Origin of the sequence: Methylocystis sp., assembly GCF_021731785.1 — a bacterium.
In the GTDB taxonomy this organism is placed as follows: Bacteria; Pseudomonadota; Alphaproteobacteria; order Rhizobiales; family Beijerinckiaceae; genus Methylocystis.
The window spans coordinates 16,601-33,351 of the sequence record NZ_JAKFWS010000043.1 but is presented as its reverse complement, the minus strand read 5'-3'; the positions used below and the strand labels follow the sequence as shown (position 1 = coordinate 33,351).

10 protein-coding genes are annotated in these 16,751 nt (G+C 62.8%); 1 reads left to right on the top strand and 9 read right to left on the bottom strand.

Annotated elements, in window-relative coordinates:
* Position 1: 1 nt before the first annotated feature.
* From QZ964_RS08830 to QZ964_RS08790, 9 genes are all read right to left on the bottom strand, one after another.
* Entirely contained in the window at positions 2 to 3,109 is a 3,108-nt protein-coding gene (locus QZ964_RS08830; protein WP_292531059.1) for an efflux RND transporter permease subunit, read from the bottom strand.
* The gene (locus tag QZ964_RS08825) at positions 3,106 to 6,240 is read right to left on the bottom strand and encodes an efflux RND transporter permease subunit (protein ID WP_292531058.1); all 3,135 of its coding nucleotides are present in this window, start codon (positions 6,238 to 6,240) and stop codon (positions 3,106 to 3,108) included. The genes QZ964_RS08830 and QZ964_RS08825 overlap by 4 nt, the downstream gene beginning before the upstream one ends.
* Positions 6,237 to 7,502, bottom strand: a complete 1,266-nt coding sequence (locus QZ964_RS08820) for an efflux RND transporter periplasmic adaptor subunit (RefSeq protein ID WP_292531057.1) — start codon at positions 7,500 to 7,502, stop codon at positions 6,237 to 6,239. The genes QZ964_RS08825 and QZ964_RS08820 overlap by 4 nt, the downstream gene beginning before the upstream one ends.
* Positions 7,499 to 9,046 carry an efflux transporter outer membrane subunit gene (locus QZ964_RS08815; protein ID WP_292531056.1) on the bottom strand — a complete coding sequence of 516 codons (1,548 nt, stop codon included), beginning with the start codon at positions 9,044 to 9,046 and terminating at the stop codon, positions 7,499 to 7,501. Before QZ964_RS08815 ends, QZ964_RS08820 begins: the two co-directional genes overlap by 4 nt.
* Positions 9,047 to 9,329: 283 nt before the next feature.
* Positions 9,330 to 9,890 carry a DUF2147 domain-containing protein gene (locus QZ964_RS08810; RefSeq protein WP_292531055.1) on the bottom strand — a complete coding sequence of 187 codons (561 nt, stop codon included), beginning with the start codon at positions 9,888 to 9,890 and terminating at the stop codon, positions 9,330 to 9,332.
* A gap of 71 nt (positions 9,891 to 9,961) precedes the next feature.
* Positions 9,962 to 12,556 (bottom strand): MMPL family transporter, encoded by a 2,595-nt coding sequence (locus tag QZ964_RS08805; RefSeq protein WP_292531054.1) that lies wholly within the window; start codon positions 12,554 to 12,556, stop codon positions 9,962 to 9,964.
* A gap of 156 nt (positions 12,557 to 12,712) precedes the next feature.
* Positions 12,713 to 13,930 carry a heparan-alpha-glucosaminide N-acetyltransferase domain-containing protein gene (locus tag QZ964_RS08800; RefSeq protein WP_292531052.1) on the bottom strand — a complete coding sequence of 406 codons (1,218 nt, stop codon included), beginning with the start codon at positions 13,928 to 13,930 and terminating at the stop codon, positions 12,713 to 12,715.
* Complete coding sequence (locus QZ964_RS08795; RefSeq protein WP_292531051.1) at positions 13,888 to 14,616, bottom strand: cytochrome c biogenesis protein CcdA; 729 nt, start codon at positions 14,614 to 14,616, stop codon at positions 13,888 to 13,890. The genes QZ964_RS08800 and QZ964_RS08795 overlap by 43 nt, the downstream gene beginning before the upstream one ends.
* A gap of 134 nt (positions 14,617 to 14,750) precedes the next feature.
* Positions 14,751 to 15,518, bottom strand: coding sequence for a Bax inhibitor-1/YccA family protein (locus QZ964_RS08790; protein WP_292531050.1), 768 nt, complete (start codon positions 15,516 to 15,518; stop codon positions 14,751 to 14,753).
* Positions 15,519 to 15,983: 465 nt separating this feature from the next.
* Here QZ964_RS08790 and QZ964_RS08785 point away from each other — a divergent pair, with 465 nt between their 5' ends.
* A complete protein-coding gene (locus QZ964_RS08785; RefSeq protein WP_292531049.1) occupies positions 15,984 to 16,721 on the top strand; it encodes a hypothetical protein in 738 nt (245 codons plus the stop codon).
* Positions 16,722 to 16,751: the final 30 nt, after the last annotated feature.

Below are 16,751 nucleotides of genomic sequence, written 5' to 3'. Positions count from 1 at the left end.
TTCAAGCGCCGTGGGCTTTTAGCGGCGTGATGCGCTGGCGCGCTGGCGCCGGTTTCTTGCGCCTAAGCCTGCTCATCAGCAGATAGATCACCGGCGTCGTGTAGAGCGTCAGCGCTTGGCTGAGCAGCAATCCGCCGACGATGGTGATGCCGAGCGGACGCCGGAGCTCGGCGCCGATCCCGGTTGCGAAGGCGAGCGGCAGCGCGCCGAAAATCGCGGCAAGCGTCGTCATCAGAATCGGGCGGAATCGTTCCCGCGCCGCTGCGAGCGCGGCGTCATGCACGGACATGCCGCCGTCTCTCTCGGCCTGTAAGGCGAAATCGACCAGCATGATGCCGTTCTTCTTGACGATGCCGATCAGCAGCAAAATGCCGATAAAGGCGATGATGGTGAATTCGACGCCGAACGCTTCGAGCGACAGTAGCGCGCCGAGACCGGCAGACGGCAGCGTCGAGATGATCGTGATCGGATGGATGAGGCTTTCGTAAAGAATGCCGAGAATGATGTAGACCGAGAGCAGAGCGGCGAGGATCAGCCCTGCCATTCCGGCCGCGACTTTCCGGAAATCCGCCACGTCGCCGGCAAATTCCGCGCGAAGGCCGCCAGGCGGATTGAGTTCCGCAATCGCCTTTTCGATCGCCACGACGGTCGCGTCAAGACTGTAGCCGGGCGCGACATTGTAGGAAATGGTCGTCGCCGGCACCACGCCCTGATGATTGACGACGAGCGGCGTCGAGCTGCGCTCGATATGGGCGAGCGCGGTCAGCGGAATCTGCTCGCCGGTCGTTGACGACACGTAGATTCCGGCGAGGTCGCGAATATCCCGTTGCCGTTCGGGCGGCGTTTCGTAGATCACGCGATATTGGTTGCGCTGAGTATAGATAATAGCGTCCTGCCGCTGGCCGAACGCGCTGTTCAGCGCCGCGTCGATGGCGGCGATCTGCACATTCATACGCGAGGCTGCGTTGCGATCGATGACGATTTTGGCGCGCAGGCCGCCGCGCTCCTGATCGGTCGTCACGTCGACAAGCTCAGGCGCCTGCTTTAGGCGCGCCAGCACCTTGTCGCGCCACGCCTCGAGGATTTCCAACGACGGGCTCGACAGCGTGAACTGATATTGCGCCTTGCTGAGCCGTCCGCCCGCCCGTAAATCCTGGGAAGGCACCATATACACGCTAAGGCCGGGAATTTTCGCGAATTGGCCGCGCAGGCGCGCGATCACCTCCTTGCTCGACGCACGCCGTTCGTTCGCCGGCTTCAAGGCGACGAACAGCCGGCCCTGATTCATCGAGGCGGTCAAGCTTTTCGCGCCGATGAACGAGCCGACATTGACCACATCCGGATCAGCGAGCAGCGTTTCAGACGCGAGCCTTTGCAACCGCTTCATCTCGGTGAAAGACACGTCGCCAGATGCCTCGGTGGTTCCATTGATCAGGCCGATATCGTCTTGGGGCAGCGTGCCCTTGGGGATCGTCTCGTAGAGACGCACCGTCCAGGCGATCGAGACGACCACCACAATAAGGGTAGCCCACGGATGATCGATCACCGCCCGCAGGCTGCGCGCGTAGGAATCGACGACCTTGTCGAGAGCGCCCTCGACGATCCGATCGAAGCGCGATGGCGGCTTCTCGCGAGGCGCTGGCAAGCGTGCGCAGATCATCGGCGTCACTGTCAGGGAGATGACGGTTGAAATCGCAATAGCGAACGTCAGCGTCCAGGAGAATTCCCGCAGTAGCCGGCCCATCACGCCTTCCATGAAGAGCAGCGGTATAAAAACGGCGACGAGCGACAGGCTGATCGAAAGGACGGTAAAGCCGATCTGCTTCGCGCCCACCAGCGCCGCTTCCATGCGGTTCAGACCGCGCTCGGCGTTGCTTTGGATGTTTTCGATCATGACGATAGCGTCGTCGACGACGAAGCCGACCGAGACCGTCAAGGCCATCAACGATAGATTGTCGAGCGAGAAACCAGCGGCCCACATCGCCGCGCAAGTGCCGACCAGAGAAAGGGGCACAGTGACGCCGGCAGCTATGACCGGCGTCGCACGGCGCAGAAATATGTAGACGACCATCATCACCAGCAGGACGGAGATCGCCAATGTGCGCTGAATGTCATGAATGCTGGCGCGAATCGTTTGCGTGCGGTCGGAGAGCACGTCAATCTTGATGCCGCTCGGTATCCATTCCTGAAGCCGCGGCAGCAGCGCCTTAATGTGATCGACCGTTTCGATCACATTGGCGTTGGGTTGTTTGGTGACGATAAGCAGCACGGCGGGCTTGCCGTTGAACCAGCCGGCGGCGTTGCGGTTTTTTACCCCGCGCTCGACCGTGGCGACATCGCCGAGCTTGACCACTGCCCCGTTGCGCGATGCGATGACGATGTTGCGATAATCCTCAGGCGTCGAAAGCTGATCGGTCGTGGCGAGCGTAATTTCCTTCGCGTCTCCGCCGAGCGCGCCAACCGCGGAACGGGCGTTGGCGGCGTTGATCGCATTGGCGACGGCGTCGACGCCGAGTCCCATGGCGGCGAGTCGCGCGCTATCGACCTGGACGCGGATCGCTGGCTGCTCGGCGCCGGCGAGGCGCACCTCGCCGACGCCTGGAATCTGCGAAACGCGCTGCAGCATCACGGAGTCGGCCGCATCGAATATGGCGCTCGTCGGCAGGGTATCGGAGGTCATCGCCAGCACGAGCACCGGCATGCCGGATTGGCTCGCCTTTCGATAGGTCGGCATCGTCGGCAGATCGGTCGGCAGGTCGGTGAGCGCGGCGTTAAGCGCCGCCTGTACGTCGCGCGCCGCGGCGTCGATCGGCCGCGAGATGTCGAACTGGGCGATGATCTGAGTCGAGTCGAGCGAATTGGTTGAAGTCAGCTCATTCAGACCGGAGATGCTGGACAGGCGACGTTCGAGCGGCGCCGCGACCGACGCCGCCATCGTCTGCGGATCGGCGCCCGGGCGTTGGGCGGAGATGCCGATGATCGGAAAATCCACCTCCGGCAGGCTTGCGACGGGTAGGAAAAAATAAGCGACGGCGCCCAGCAGAAACAACGCGCCCGCAAGCAGCGTCGTCGCGACTGGCCGCTTGATGAAGGGCGCGGAGACGTTCACTCGGCGGCCTCGCGCGTTGGCGGCTTCGGCAGATCGACGACCGCGTGTTGCTCGGTGAGCCGCGGCTTGGCCGGCGGCGACAGCCGAACGCGCAGACGCTCCACGGCGAGATAGATGACGGGCGTCGTGTAGAGCGTCAGCGCCTGCGAGAGGAGCAGGCCGCCGATGATCGCAACGCCGAGCGGAATGCGCAGTTCGCTGCCCGGCCCATGCGAGAGCGCAAGCGGCAGAGCGCCGAAAAGCGCCGCTAGCGTCGTCATCATGATGGGACGGAAGCGCAGATGGCAGGCGCGCACGATCGCATCATGCGCCGAGAGTCCGTCATCGCGCTCGGCGTCCAAAGCGAAGTCGATCATCATGATCGCATTCTTCTTGACGATGCCCATCAGCAGAACGACGCCGATCAGCGCGACAATGGACATTTCGATGTGGAAGGCGAGCAGCGCGAGCAGCGCCCCAACGCCTGCCGACGGCAGAGTCGTCAGCACGGTGAAGGGATGGGCGAAGCTTTCGTAAAGAACGCCGAGTACGATATAGATTGACACGATCGCCGCAAGAATGAGCCAGGGTTCGCTCGCCAGCGACTTGTTGAATTCGGCGGCGTCGGCGCTGAATACGCCGACGATTGACGACGGCATGCCGACTGCGGCTTCTGCTTCGGCGATCATTTTCACCGCGTCGCCAAGCGAATAGCCCTCGGCAAGATCGAAACTAATCGTCGAGGCTGGAAACTGATCCTGATGCGCGACGGAAAGCGGCGCCGAGAGATTTTCCAAGCGCACAAAAGTCGCAAGCGGCGTCTGCGGTCCGCCGCCAGGCGGCGCGACATAAAGTTTCTCCAAAGCCGACGGGTCGCGCAGATATTGCGGCGCGGCTTCAAGAATGACGCGATATTGATTCGACTGCGTGTAAATCATCGAAATCTGCCGCTGCCCAAAGGCGTCGTTCAGCGCGTCGTCGACATTTTGCGCCGTGATGCCGAGCCGCCCCATTTTCTCGCGGTCGATTCGCATGAGCGTGCGCAACCCGCCCTCCTGCGTTTCGGCGGCGACGTTACGCAAGCCTGGAGTCATGCGCAGCCGGTCGAGCAATCGGTCGGACCATGTCAGCAATTCGCCGCCATCAACGGAGGTCAGCGTATATTGAAATTGGGACCGGCTCGGCCGCGTCGTAATCTGGATGTCTTGAACCGGCTGGACGTAAAGCGTGACGCCCGGCGTTTTTTCGCCTGCCGCCTTCAGACGGTCGGCGATCTTTTCGGCATTCTCCCGGCGCTCGCCATGCGGACGCAGCATCACGGTAAGCCGCGCCACATTGGACGTCGCGTTGAGGGGACCGACGCCCAGCACCGACGTCACGGCGGTCACGTCCGGGTCGCGGCGAAACTCTTCTGCGATCTTCGCTTGCAGCGCCGTCATCTTTTCGAACGACGCGTCCGACGAAGCTTCCATGACCGCCGTCAGCACGCCGGTGTCCTGCCGCGGCAGGAAGCCTTTGGGAATGACGGCGTAGAGCGCGATGGTGAGCGCCAGCGTCGCGACGGTGAGTGCCAGCATGAATGTCTCGCGCTTAAGCGCCCAATCGAGCGATACGTGATAAGCGCGATCAAGCGCCAGCGAAAGCGTCTCCCATCGCGATTGTCCTTGCGGCGGCGCCATCCTCAGCAACGTCGCGCAAAGCATTGGCGTCAGCGTTAGCGAAATCGCCGCCGAGATCACGACGGCGATTGTCAGCGTCAGTGCGAACTCGCGGAACATCCGTCCGACGATGCCGGTCATGAACAGCAGCGGTATGAACACCGCGATAAGCGAGACGGTGAGAGATACGACGGTGAAGCCGATTTGGCGCGCGCCGTCGAGCGCAGCTTGATGTGGCGCTTTTCCCTCTTCGATGTTGCGCACGATGTTTTCGATCATCACGATCGCATCGTCGACGATGAAGCCGGTGCCGATGGTCAGCGCCATTAACGACAGATTGTCGAGCGAGAACCCCGCAGCCCACATGATCGCGAATGTGGCGATGATCGAGAGCGGCAGGCTGACGCCAGCGATGATCGTCGCCCGCCAACTCCGTAGGAACATCAGCACGACAAGCACGACGAGCGCCGAGGCGATGACAAGCGTTAGCTGCACCTCGAAAATTGAGGCGCGGATCGTTACGGTGCGGTCGTTGACGATCTCTAGCGACATGCCGGCGGGAAGCGCCCGCTGAATCTGCGGCAGTTCGCTCTTCACCAGATCGACCGTGTTGATGATGTTGGCGCCGGGCTGGCGCAACACGTCGAGAACGACCGTTTGCTCGCCATTGTGCCAGCCGCCGACGCGCGCGTTCTCCAGTCCGTCGACGACCTGCGCCACGTCGCGAAGCATCACCGGCGCGCCGTTGCGCCAGGCGACGATGATGTCGTTGTATTGACGCGCGTGCAGAATCTGGTCGTTGGCGTCCAGCATGTATGACTGCCGGCTGCCGTCAAGCGAGCCCTTGGCGCCGGCGATGTTTGCCGAGGCGATGGCGAGGCGCAAATCCTCCATGCCGATGCGATTGGCCGCCAGGCGCGCAAGATCGGCCTGAATGCGCACCGCCGGCCGGACGCCGCCCTGCACCGACACGCGGCCGACGCCGGAGACCTGCGAGAGCTGCGGCGCGATCAGCGTATCGGCGCGATCGCTCAAATCGCGCAGGTTGGCGGTCTTTGAGCGTAGCGTCAGCGTCAGGATTGGCGTGTCGGCGGGATTAACCTTGGCGTAAACAGGCGGATAGGGGAGATTGCGCGGCAGCGTCGAGGCGGCGGCGTTGATCGCCGCCTGAACGTCTTGCGCAGCCGCGTCGATGTTGCGGTCGAGATCGAATTGCAGCGTGATCTGCGAAAGCCCGAAAGAGCTTTGCGACGACATGCTGGTCAGCGACGGGATTTGGCCGAACTGCCGTTCGAGCGACGCCGTGACCAGCGATGCGATCGTATCGGGATTGCCGCCGGGGAGCTGCGTCGTCACTTGAATGGTCGGAAAATCGACTTGCGGAAGCGGCGAGACGGGAAGCCGCAGATACCCCATCATGCCGAACAGCAGCACGGCGAACGCCAAGAGCGACGTCGCGACCGGCCGGCGGATGAATAGCGCAGATACGTTCATTCTTGCGTTCGATTGCCTCGCGCGCGTCGGGTTGGCGCTTCGCGCGCCGCGTTTGAGCGCTCGTCTTCGCCGCTGGCGCCGACATCGTCGGCGTTTGCAGCCGAAGGCGCATTCATGATCTGAATTTTTGCGCCGTCCGACAGCCGAGAGAAGCCGCTTGTAATGATGACCTCGCCGGGCTGAAGCCCCGAAGTGATCACTGCCACTTTCTCATCTTGTCGGCCCGTCGTCACCTCGCGCATTGTCGCGATATCGTTAGGGCCCACCACATAGACGAAAGCCCCGTTCGGCCCACGCTGCACCGCCGGACTGGGGGCCACGATCACATTCTTCAGCGTGTCGAGCATCAGACGCACATTGACGAATTGGCCAGGCCAGAGCGACAGCGTTTGGTTCGCAAAGGTCGCTTTGATACGCACCGTTCCCGTCTGCTGGTCGATCTGGTTATCGATGACGCTTAGCTCTCCGATTTCGATCGGCGTCGCGTTGTCCGGACCGAGCGCCGAGACCCTGGCTCTTCCCTGAGCCTGCGCCTTCTGCACCGCGGGCAGCGCCTGCTGAGGCAGGGTGAACACTACATAGATCGGCTTCAGTTGCGTGATGACGACAATGCCGGTCGGATCGGAGGCATGCAGAATATTGCCGACGTCGACCAGGCGGATGCCCGCCCGGCCGTCGAGCGGCGAGCGTATCGTTGCGTAATCGAGCGTCGTTTTGGTGTTGTCGATCGCCGCCTTGTCGGCGCGCACCAGCGCCTCAAGCTGCGCGACGGTCGCCCGCTGGGTGGCGTGCTGCTGCTTCGAGGCGTAGTTGCCGACGACGAGTCTTTCATAACGTGCGAGATCGACGCGGGCGTTGGCGAGATTTGCCTCGTCCTGCGCTTTTTTGGCGAGCGCCTGATCATATTGCGCCTGATAGAGCGCCGGATCGATTTCGGCCAATATGTCGCCCTTGCGGACGTCCTGTCCCTCGGTGAAGGTGAGGCGCAGCAGCCGCCCGTCGACCTGCGTGCGGATCGTCACCGTGTTGAGCGCCTGCACCGTGCCGACCGCATCGATGGTCACGGGCACGTCCTCGAGACGCGCCTTCGCAGCCGTCACCGTAACGATACGGTCGCCGCGCGAGCCGCCGGAACGCGTCGCGCTGCCTTGGTCCTTGGCGGCGAAACCAGGGAGCTTTCCCTCCTGATAGGCCCAGGCCAAGGCGCCGACGAGCGCCAGCGCGCCGACCGCAAGCAGCGCCCTTCGGCTGACGCGGATCATGGCCAAGGTCCTCTATCGGCTTCGTAAGCCGCGTTGGAGCGGGCGAGCTCGATTTCCCGAGTGGTGGGCGACCAGCCGCCGCCGAGCGCCTGATAAAGGCTCGTCGCCGCCTGGTAATAGGAGAGTCGCGCGACGGCGAGCTGGTCTTGCGTCAGAAAATAATTGTTTTGCGTTTGCGCCAGCGTCACGATGTCGATCGTCCCCTCCCGCAGGATCATCTCTGCGGCGTCCAAGGCGCGCCGAGCCGCAGAGACCGCGACGCCCAGGAACTTCATCTGGCGGTCCGTCTCGCGTATTGCAATCAACGCGTTCTCAGTATCGGCCAGAGCGGTTAGGATCTGCTTGCGATAAAGCGCCGCCAGTTCCGAATAGCGGCCTTTCTGCAGATCATATTGGCCCTGCAGGCTCCACCCGTCGAATATCGGCTGGGTAAGCGTGCCGGCGAGCTGCAAGGCGATGGCGTCCGGCCGCAACAGCAGCGTCCTCAGCAGCGCGCTCTGAAAGCCATAGAGGCTGGTCAAGGTTACCGACGGGAAAAAGGCTGCCCGCGCCTGTAGTACCGAAAATTCCTGCGATGCGAGCCGCGCTTCCGCCTCGGCAACGTCCGGACGCCGCAGGAGCACCTCCGACGGCAGACCCGGCGCAATGCGCGGAAAGTTCAGGCGAGTCAGCGAGCCGCCCTTGATGGTCATGCTTTCCGGCGTCTGTCCCAGCAGCACCGCAAGGTTGTTGCGCGTCTGGCGCAGGGTCTGTTCGAGCGGCGGAATGGACGCTTGCTGTTGAGCAAGGATCGTTTCCTGCTGCGAGGTGTCGAGCACGGTCGCCGTTCCCACCTCTAGCCGCGCGTTGATCGCGTCCATGACCTGCTGCGCGATCACGACGTTCTGCCGGGCGATGCGCAGACGGTCCTGAGCGGTGAGCACCTGGAAATAAGCGTTCAGCACCGCGGCGACCGTCGAGATTTCAACCACGTCGCGATCGAAGCGCGAGGCGTTGGCGAGGATGCGCGCGGCCATCGAGGCGTCCTCGTTCTTGCCCCAGAAGTCCAATTCATAGCTCGCGGTCAGGCCAAGCTGGAAAAAGCCGAAATTGCGCGCGCGCGACGTCGACTGAGTGCTGGTGGTGGTGGTGGATGTCGCGGGGTTAAATCCAGAGCCGGCGGAGCCGACATTGATCGTCGTGCCGGGAGTCCGCGTCGTGCGGACGATATCCGTCATGGAGACCGACGGCCATTGCGCGGCGCTTGAAACGCGCGCCTGAGCGTCGGCTTGGGTGATGCGGGCGATCGCCGCCGCGAGGTCGAGGTTATCGTCGAGCGCGCGCTCGACAAGCCCGGTCAGCTCCTTGGAGCCAAATTTGCCGGCGAAATCCCGCGCTCCGGAGATCGGCGGCGCCGGATGCGGCTTCGCTTCGAGGAAACGCGCCGGCGGCGGCGCCGACAGATCAGGCTTGTTCCACTCCAGATCGCAGCCGGCAAGCGCCGCAGCGAGCAGCGCGGCCGCCAGCGCCGGGTGAGTTGAGCGAGTCAGAGCGGGCGCGGTCAAGTAGCTGACGTCTCCGGAAGGGACGGCGGGAACGGCCTGAGCGTCCCTTCCTTAAGCGCCAGTGGAGGCGTGGGGAAGGCCCGCGCCCTCGGTCCTGCGGGCCCTTTTCGCTCGCCAAAAGTCTGGCAAGCGCCGGATCGCAAGCCTTCTCGAGCGGCGGCGAGGAGGCGCGCGCTGGCCGTCAACGCGCGAAAAACTGTGAATTCCAAGCTCGCGCGCGGCGGTGCGAGGGTCAAGTTACGTATCGGTAAGGCCCGCCGCGGCGGCGCGCCAAACTGCGTCGCTACTGTGCTTCGGCGGGCGGGGCGGCGGTCTTGCCCTTGGCCGGCTTCGCCGCCTTTGCCGCCGGCTTTGGCGTCTCTTTGGCCGCCGGTTCATGCGCGACGGGCTCCTTAGCCTCCGGCGCGGGCGCGGCCGTTTTTGAGGCAGGCTCCTGTCCGGAGGGCTTGGCCTCGGCCGCCGGCTTGGTGGGGCCGGAAACCTTCGTCCAGGTCTCGCTTTGGCATAGGAAGGCGACGAGGCAGCCCGTCATCGTCAGCGCGGTCGGCGAATCGAGTGCGATCTTGCCGATATAGGTCTTGCCGCTTTCGGGATCATCTAATTGGCCCTCCCAATGATTGGGGGTCGTTTTGGCGGCGTTCTTCAAGACTTGCGGCGGCGGCGAACCGTCGGGCATCGGCTCGATCCCCTTGGCGCAAAGCTTGCCCGCGCAATCGTAGAATTCCAGCTTGTCGTCCGGATGGCCTTCGCGAACCCATACCCCGTAGATGGCGTCGACTGCATGCGCGGCCGTCGGGGCGCAGAGGGCTGTCGCCATCGCGACGCGTAGCAAAGCTTTTCTCATGACGCCGGACCTCTGTTTGTTGCGATGAATGCGATTCGCTCAGGCTAGCGAACGCTGGAACGCCGACTCGGTCAAGCCGCGTCGGCTGCGTCCTTTATCGGCTCGCGCGGCGGACCAAGAAACGCCGGCACGATAATAAACGCGGCGAGCAATGTGAAGAACAGCGATATGGCGAGAAGTTGGCCCATGCTCGCCGTCCCGGGATGGCTTGATAAAATCAGGCTGCCAAAGGCGGTGCCCGTCGTCAACGAACTGAAGAAAATCGCGCGTGTGAGGCTTGACGCCAACATGTCGACGACGCCCTTTCGCCAGGCGATGACATAATAAATATGAAATGCGACGCCGACGCCGAACATCAGCGGCAGCGCGATGATATTGGCGAAATTCAGCGACATTCCGAGCAGATCTGCGGCCTGGAGACTCATGATGCCTGCGAGCACCAGCGGGCCCAACGTCAAGGCGACGTCGATCGGATTGCGCAGCGCGACCGCTAAGATGATGAAGATGGCGATGAAGGCGTAAAGACCAGCTTCAAGAAAAGCGCGGGTAATGGTTTTTTGCGCTTCCGACACGATTACCGGCGGCCCGCTCGCGTCCGGCACGATCGCTTGGATCGCCTGGGCGAATGTGGTCATGACGACGCGGTCGTTGCTGTCGCCTTTCGGCGTCGCCTCGACCCGCACGACGCCCGCGTCGGAAATCCAGTCGCGACGCAAATCCGCGGGCAGCGTGTCAATCGTAACGCGTTGCGCTTGCAGCGCCTGTCGAATTTCGCCAAGCATCTTGTCAAAGCCGCCAAACACCGCCTGGCGCGCCTTTGCGCGCGTCTCGGGGCTCGCTTTCGCGAGAGCGTCGAGGTCGTCGGCGAAGCGCGTCACCGCCGGCAAGGGTTTCTTTGCGGTCGCCCGGCGCAGCGCCTTGGCGGCGTTGACCAGCGCCTTGACGGTCTCGGCGTCGCTTGGCGGCGATTTCATTTTGGAGTTCAGCACGCCGCGCAATTGCGACGCCGCCATGTCGACGAGGGCGAGCTTGTCGTCCTGTTCCTTGGGGATCAGGGACTCGATCGAGTCGACGTGATCGACTTCCGGCAGCGCGGCGATCTTCTTTGCCACTTCGCGCGCCGCTTCAAGAGACGGCGCCAGCACCTCGATCTTATTCGGCGCGGTTTTCGGGTCTTTGGAAAGATCGAGGAAAGTTGCGACCGATTCGACCTTTTGATCGCGCAGATTCATCGGATTGGAGTCGAAGGTCAGATGCATCAGGGCAGGCATGCCGGCGAGCACGACAATCGCCGTGCCGATGAGCACGACGGGGCGGTGATGTGCGATCCAATGGTCGACGGCGGCGAGCGACGTTGTCGCGATCGGCACATGTTCCGCGCGCGGGTGCAGCAATTTGATCGCCGCCGGCAGGAACGTGAGAGTCGCGACATAGGCGACGATCATGCCGACGCCGGCGATGAGTCCGAGTTCAGACACTCCGCTGAACGAGGTCGGCAGAAAGCAGAAGAAACCGGCAAGCAGCGACACGGCGGCAAGGGTGAGCGAGCTTCCGATGCCGCGGGTCGCCGACAGCAGCGAGCGTTCGAGATCGTCGTCATTGTGCCGTTCTTCGCGATAGCGGGTCGCGAACTGGATGCCGAAGTCCACGCCCAATCCGATGAACAGCGCAGCGAAGGCCACCGAGATGAGATTGAATCGGCCGATCATCAAAATGCCAAGCCCCGACGTCATGGCGAGACCGGCGAGCAGGGTGATGAGCACCGCTAGGATGAGCTTTGGCGAGCGCAGCGCCGCGAAGAGAATCAGCGTCACCACGGCGAGCGTGCCGGCGGTGTTTAAGGCCATGTTCTCCGAGATGGTGGCGAATTCATCGGCGGCGAGCGGGATTTGACCTGTCAGACGAAGCTTGATTCCATGCGCTTCGTCGAGATGCAGATCAGCGGCCGTCTTTCGCACGAGCTTGATCGCGTCGCCTCCCGGCTCCAGGTCGGTATAGTCGACGATCGGCTTGGCGATGACGATCCGTCGCTTGTCCAGTTCCGGCAGGGCTGGCGCGCTTGCGCCAGACGACAACAGCTTGCCCCAGTCGACCTCCGCCTGTTTTCCTGCGAGCGCCGATTCCAGGGCGGCGGAAAACTCCTCGACGCCGCCGACATACAGTTTCAAGGCGCGTTCGCTGCCGGAAGCGGATTTGAAATTGCCGACCAGCACGTTCGACAGACCGCGTAGACTCGGGTCCTCGGCAAGCGGCTGCAGAACCTCGCGCTGGCCGATCATGACGCCGACAGTTTTTTCGATGTCGGCGACAGGCAGGAACAGCAGGCCATTCTTGTGAAAGTATTCGTGCTCGTCAGGACGCCATACCCGCGAGAAGAGCGGCTGCCCCTGCAGGGTGTCGTTGAGGCGCTTCGCCGCGTCGTCAGCCTCTTCGCCCGTCTTGGCGTCGATAACGACGACGATGACGTCGAGAAGATCGGGAAAGGCTTTGTAAAGCGCCGCTTCGTTCTTGCGCCAGGCGATGTCCGGCGAAAAAAGATTGGCGGTCTCGGTGTCGATCGCAAATCGCTCGACGGTGACATATACGCCGCCCGCCGTCAGACCGAGAGTGAGCAGAACCACTGTCCACGGCCAGCGGAGGCAAAAGGCGACCAGCTTTTCGAGCATTCCGTTTTTTCCCGCCTTTTGGCGACAAGACCTCATAGGCGCGGGAGTCGGCGCTCTTCGGTCGCGCCCCTCTATACAAGCGCGCAGCGCGACCACCAAGGCGACTTGCGCCAAAAGATTAATTGCGGCGCCATGCGGCAATATGACGCGACCAGGTCACAAATAGGTTAGCCACCATAGATCGCGGCGTCGGCGCTTCACTTGCGCAAACCATCGGCAGAGTGGGTAAAGCGCCAAAACAACCAGCATCCATGCGAGGTAAGCGCCCGCGAGGCCCGCGCCCAATTCCGGCGGAGGGCCTCTGGCTTTCGCCCAGCCGGCGATTTCTGTCAGCGAATAGCCTTGCGCAAGGACGAAGGCCAGCGCCGCAGCGACCCCAACGTAAAGATGCAGGACGTAAAAAAAGAGCGGCGTGCGGCCAAAGACGGTCAGCGCCGCGCCGATGCGTCCACCTGCGCGCGCCAGCGCGGGCAGCGCCAACGCGGCGCCGCCGAGCGTCGCCAGAAGATAGAGAAGCGAGGGCGGATATTTCGTGACGTTGAGAAAGGAGAGCAGGGTGAAAACAGAGTCGCGCTGCACGCTCCAGGGACGTGGATCGCCATAGAGATTTGAGAAGCGCAGCGCGACGAAAAGCGCCAGCGCCATGCCGCCGATGACATATAACGCGCGGTCGCGCTGTTTTGCGGGCTTAAGAAACAGCGGGCCCAGTCCGTAACCGAGCGCGGCGACGCCGATCCAGGGAAGCGCGGGATAGATGACGCCGCCGGGGGCGTCGAGCGGCAGCTTGCCCTGCTCATGCAGCAGACTCCACCACGGTCCGAACGCGCCGAGGTCGGCGGCGTGAATGCCGTCGAGGAGGTTATGGCCGAAGATGATTGAGAACCCCAGGAGAAGCACGATGCGCGGCGAGAGTCGCGAGAGCGCGGCGAGCGCCAGCAGGCCGCAACCGATCGCCCAGAGCGTCCCGAGTTCGATGCGCCCTGAGCCCATGCTCCAGATCGGACTGATGACGGCGCCGTCAAGAAAAATGAGCCACAGGCCGCGCGCCGCGAGAAATCTCGAAAGCGCCGTGGGGTCTTTGACCTTGACGCCATAGAGAAATGCGCTGACGCCGGCGAGCACGGTGAAGGTCGGCGCGCAGAAATGCGTGATGAAGCGGGTGAAGAACAGAAAAGGATAGGTGTGATCCAGATCCGTCGGCGAGAAGCGCATCGCGTCTGCGTCGAAGAAGTCGCGCATATGATCGAGCGCCATGAGCACCATGACGAAGCCGCGCAGCCGGTCGATCTCCGGCAGACGATGCTCGTCATAAAGCTGATTTTGCGCTTCGCTTATCCGAGGCTGGCGAGGCTCGGAAACAGCTCCAGTAACCAATAGGACATCTCCTGCACGCCGCCCGTCAGGAAGGCGATGCCGGTGAAGACAAGCATGGCGCCGACGATTTTTTCGACCTTGCCGAAATGGCGCCGGAAACGCGCAACGAAGGCGAGGAACCGGCCGAGCGCCAGCCCGGCGCCGATGAAGGGCAGGCCTAGTCCCAGCGAATAGGTCGCAAGCAAGGCGGCGCCGAGCGCCACCGTCTCCTGCGTTCCGGCGACTGCGAGGATGGCGGCGAGGATCGGCCCGATGCAGGGCGTCCAGCCGAAGGCGAATGCGAGGCCCATCACATAGGAGCCGAATAGTCCCATCGGCTTTGTGATCTCGGCGCGCTTCTCGCGATAAAGCAGGCCGACTTTCAACAGGCCTAGAAAGTGCAGGCCCATCAGAATGATAATCGCGCCGGCGACCCAGGATAGGATATGCAGATTGGCGCGCAGCACGCCGCCGAAGGCGCTGGCCGTTGCGCCGAGCGCGACAAAAACCGTCGTGAAACCGAGAACGAACAGGATCGAGGACAATAGAATGTCGCGCCGCGCGGCGGAGCGCGTTTCGATTTCGAGATCTTCCATGCTGACGCCGGCGAGATAGGTCAGGTAGGGCGGCACCAGAGGCAACACGCAGGGAGAAAGGAAAGACAGTAGTCCCGCCGCCGCTGCCGCCGGGAATGTGACATTCGTCATTCAGTGTCCTCAGCTCGATCGCCTTAAGCGTTCTGCCACAGGCGCGCCGGCGCGCAAAGGTTCGCGGGCAAGAAAAAGCCCCGCCGAAGCGGGGCCTTTATCGGACACGCTCACCGTCTGGCGTGACCAAACCGTCAGTCGTTGCGCTGCCCGAACAGGAATAGCAGCGACTGGAACATGTTGATGAAGTCCAGATAGAGCGAGAGCGCGCCAAATACGCTTTTCTTCTGGGCGACTTCATAGCTGTCGCTGGCGTAATACATGTCCTTGATGTTCTGCGTGTCCCAGGCGGTCAGCCCGGCGAACACCAGAACCGCGACGATCGACAGGGCGAATTGCAGGCCGGTCGACTGAAGGAACAGATTGACCAGGCCGGCGACCACGAGACCCCAGACGCCCATCACCAGGAACGAGCCGAAACCCGACAGATCGCGTTGAGTCATGTAGCCATAGAGGCTCAGCCCGCCGAACGCCGCCGCGGTGATAAAGAAGATGCGCGCGACCGACGCGCCGGTAAAGACCAGCAGAAGCGACGACATCGACAATCCCATCACCGCCGCAAAGGCGAGGAAGAGATTGCGGGCCGTCGCCGCCGAAATCTTGTTGGCGCGGGCGCCGATGAAGAAGACGAACGCGAGCGGCGACAGAATCACCACCCAGCGCAAAGGCGTCGTGTAAAGCATCTGGCCGAAGGGCGTCAGCGCGAGCGCGCCCGGCGCCGTCTTGGCCACGGCCAGCATGTAGGTGCCGAGCGCGACGAGCCCCGTCACGCCCAGGCCGAGCGTCATATAATTATAGACGCCAAGCATATAGGCGCGCAGGCCTTGGTCGATTTCAGCCGTTGTCGGCCGTGCGACGCCGCGCCCGTAGCCGAAGCTGGTGTTGCGGTCGAAGTTGGACATGTGATCCTCTTGGTCTGGCTGGCCGGCCCGCGCTTTTCAACAGCGCTCCCAGCCTCGCGGTGAATATGGCTCCGCCTTAATTGGGAGGCAAGCTGGCGGCGAATGAACTCTTGTTAAGGTGGCTGCGAATTAAGGCGGCTTCACGAACGTCGCCTTGTCCTCGAAGCTTTCTGATTTTGATCAAATTTTTGCGCGGTGCACAAGCCAGCCCTCCGCGAAACGTTCCCTTGGCGGCCGGGCGATCCCGAGACATGCGCCCGCCCAATCGGCGCGCGCATGGCGCAGCGCGGGATGGCGGCCGATCGTCGCACCCTTGCTGATAGCCGGGAATCCGCTAACATCAAACATCAGGCGTCACTAGGACGTTTTTTCAAGCGTAAGCTTGACGGGACTGCTTTGTGCGGCGCAAAGCAGCATTTTCTGAGAGTCGCGTGTTCTTGTCACACGAAGACCCAGGAGGTCATCATGCGTGAAGGTGGAAATCCGGACGCGCATCCAGCGCCGCAGAGGGGCGAAGCGCGCTTCGCCCCGCGGGGCGTATGCCGTTTTGCGCAAGGCGTTCGCCTCGCTCTGCTGCCAGTCGTCCTCGCGGCCGTCGCCGGGTGGGCCGATCCGGCCTCGGCGCATGGGCGCCTAGGCGCCGCGGAGGGCCGGTGCCGTCTGTTCATCGGCCCCGACATCATGAATTTCACGGGCTATCTGCCAGAAGCGTCCAAGAACGAGTTCTGCGAGGACATTCCCGCGACCGGACCAATGATCATGGTGTTGGACGCGGAGCAGGACGAACTGCGCGATATGAAAATCGAATTGCGCATCGTTAAGGACGTCGGCGGCGAGGCGAAGGAAAACGAGGATCTCCAAGCCGTCACCGTCGCTTATCGCGAACCAAAGAGCTATCCGACCGGCACGATCAATTTCGAGCATACATTCGACGATCCGGGCTATTTCGTCGGCATCGTCACGGTCACGGGCGATCACGGCGAGCGATGGGTGTCGCGCTTTCCCTTCTCGGTGGGGAAGAGCTTCATGCGTGACCTCCCCGTCTATCTTACCCTCGGTCTTGGCACGCTGGCTGCCTTCATGATCTATCTCGTCCATCGCCGTCGCGAAACGACCGCAAGCAAAGCGCACAAACCGCCGCCGGCGCCACCGCCGACGACGCCGGATGAGGATCACGGTCCGGAAGCGACTCCGGCGGAGTAAAAGCGCATTCGCCTCGGCGCTGGATCATGC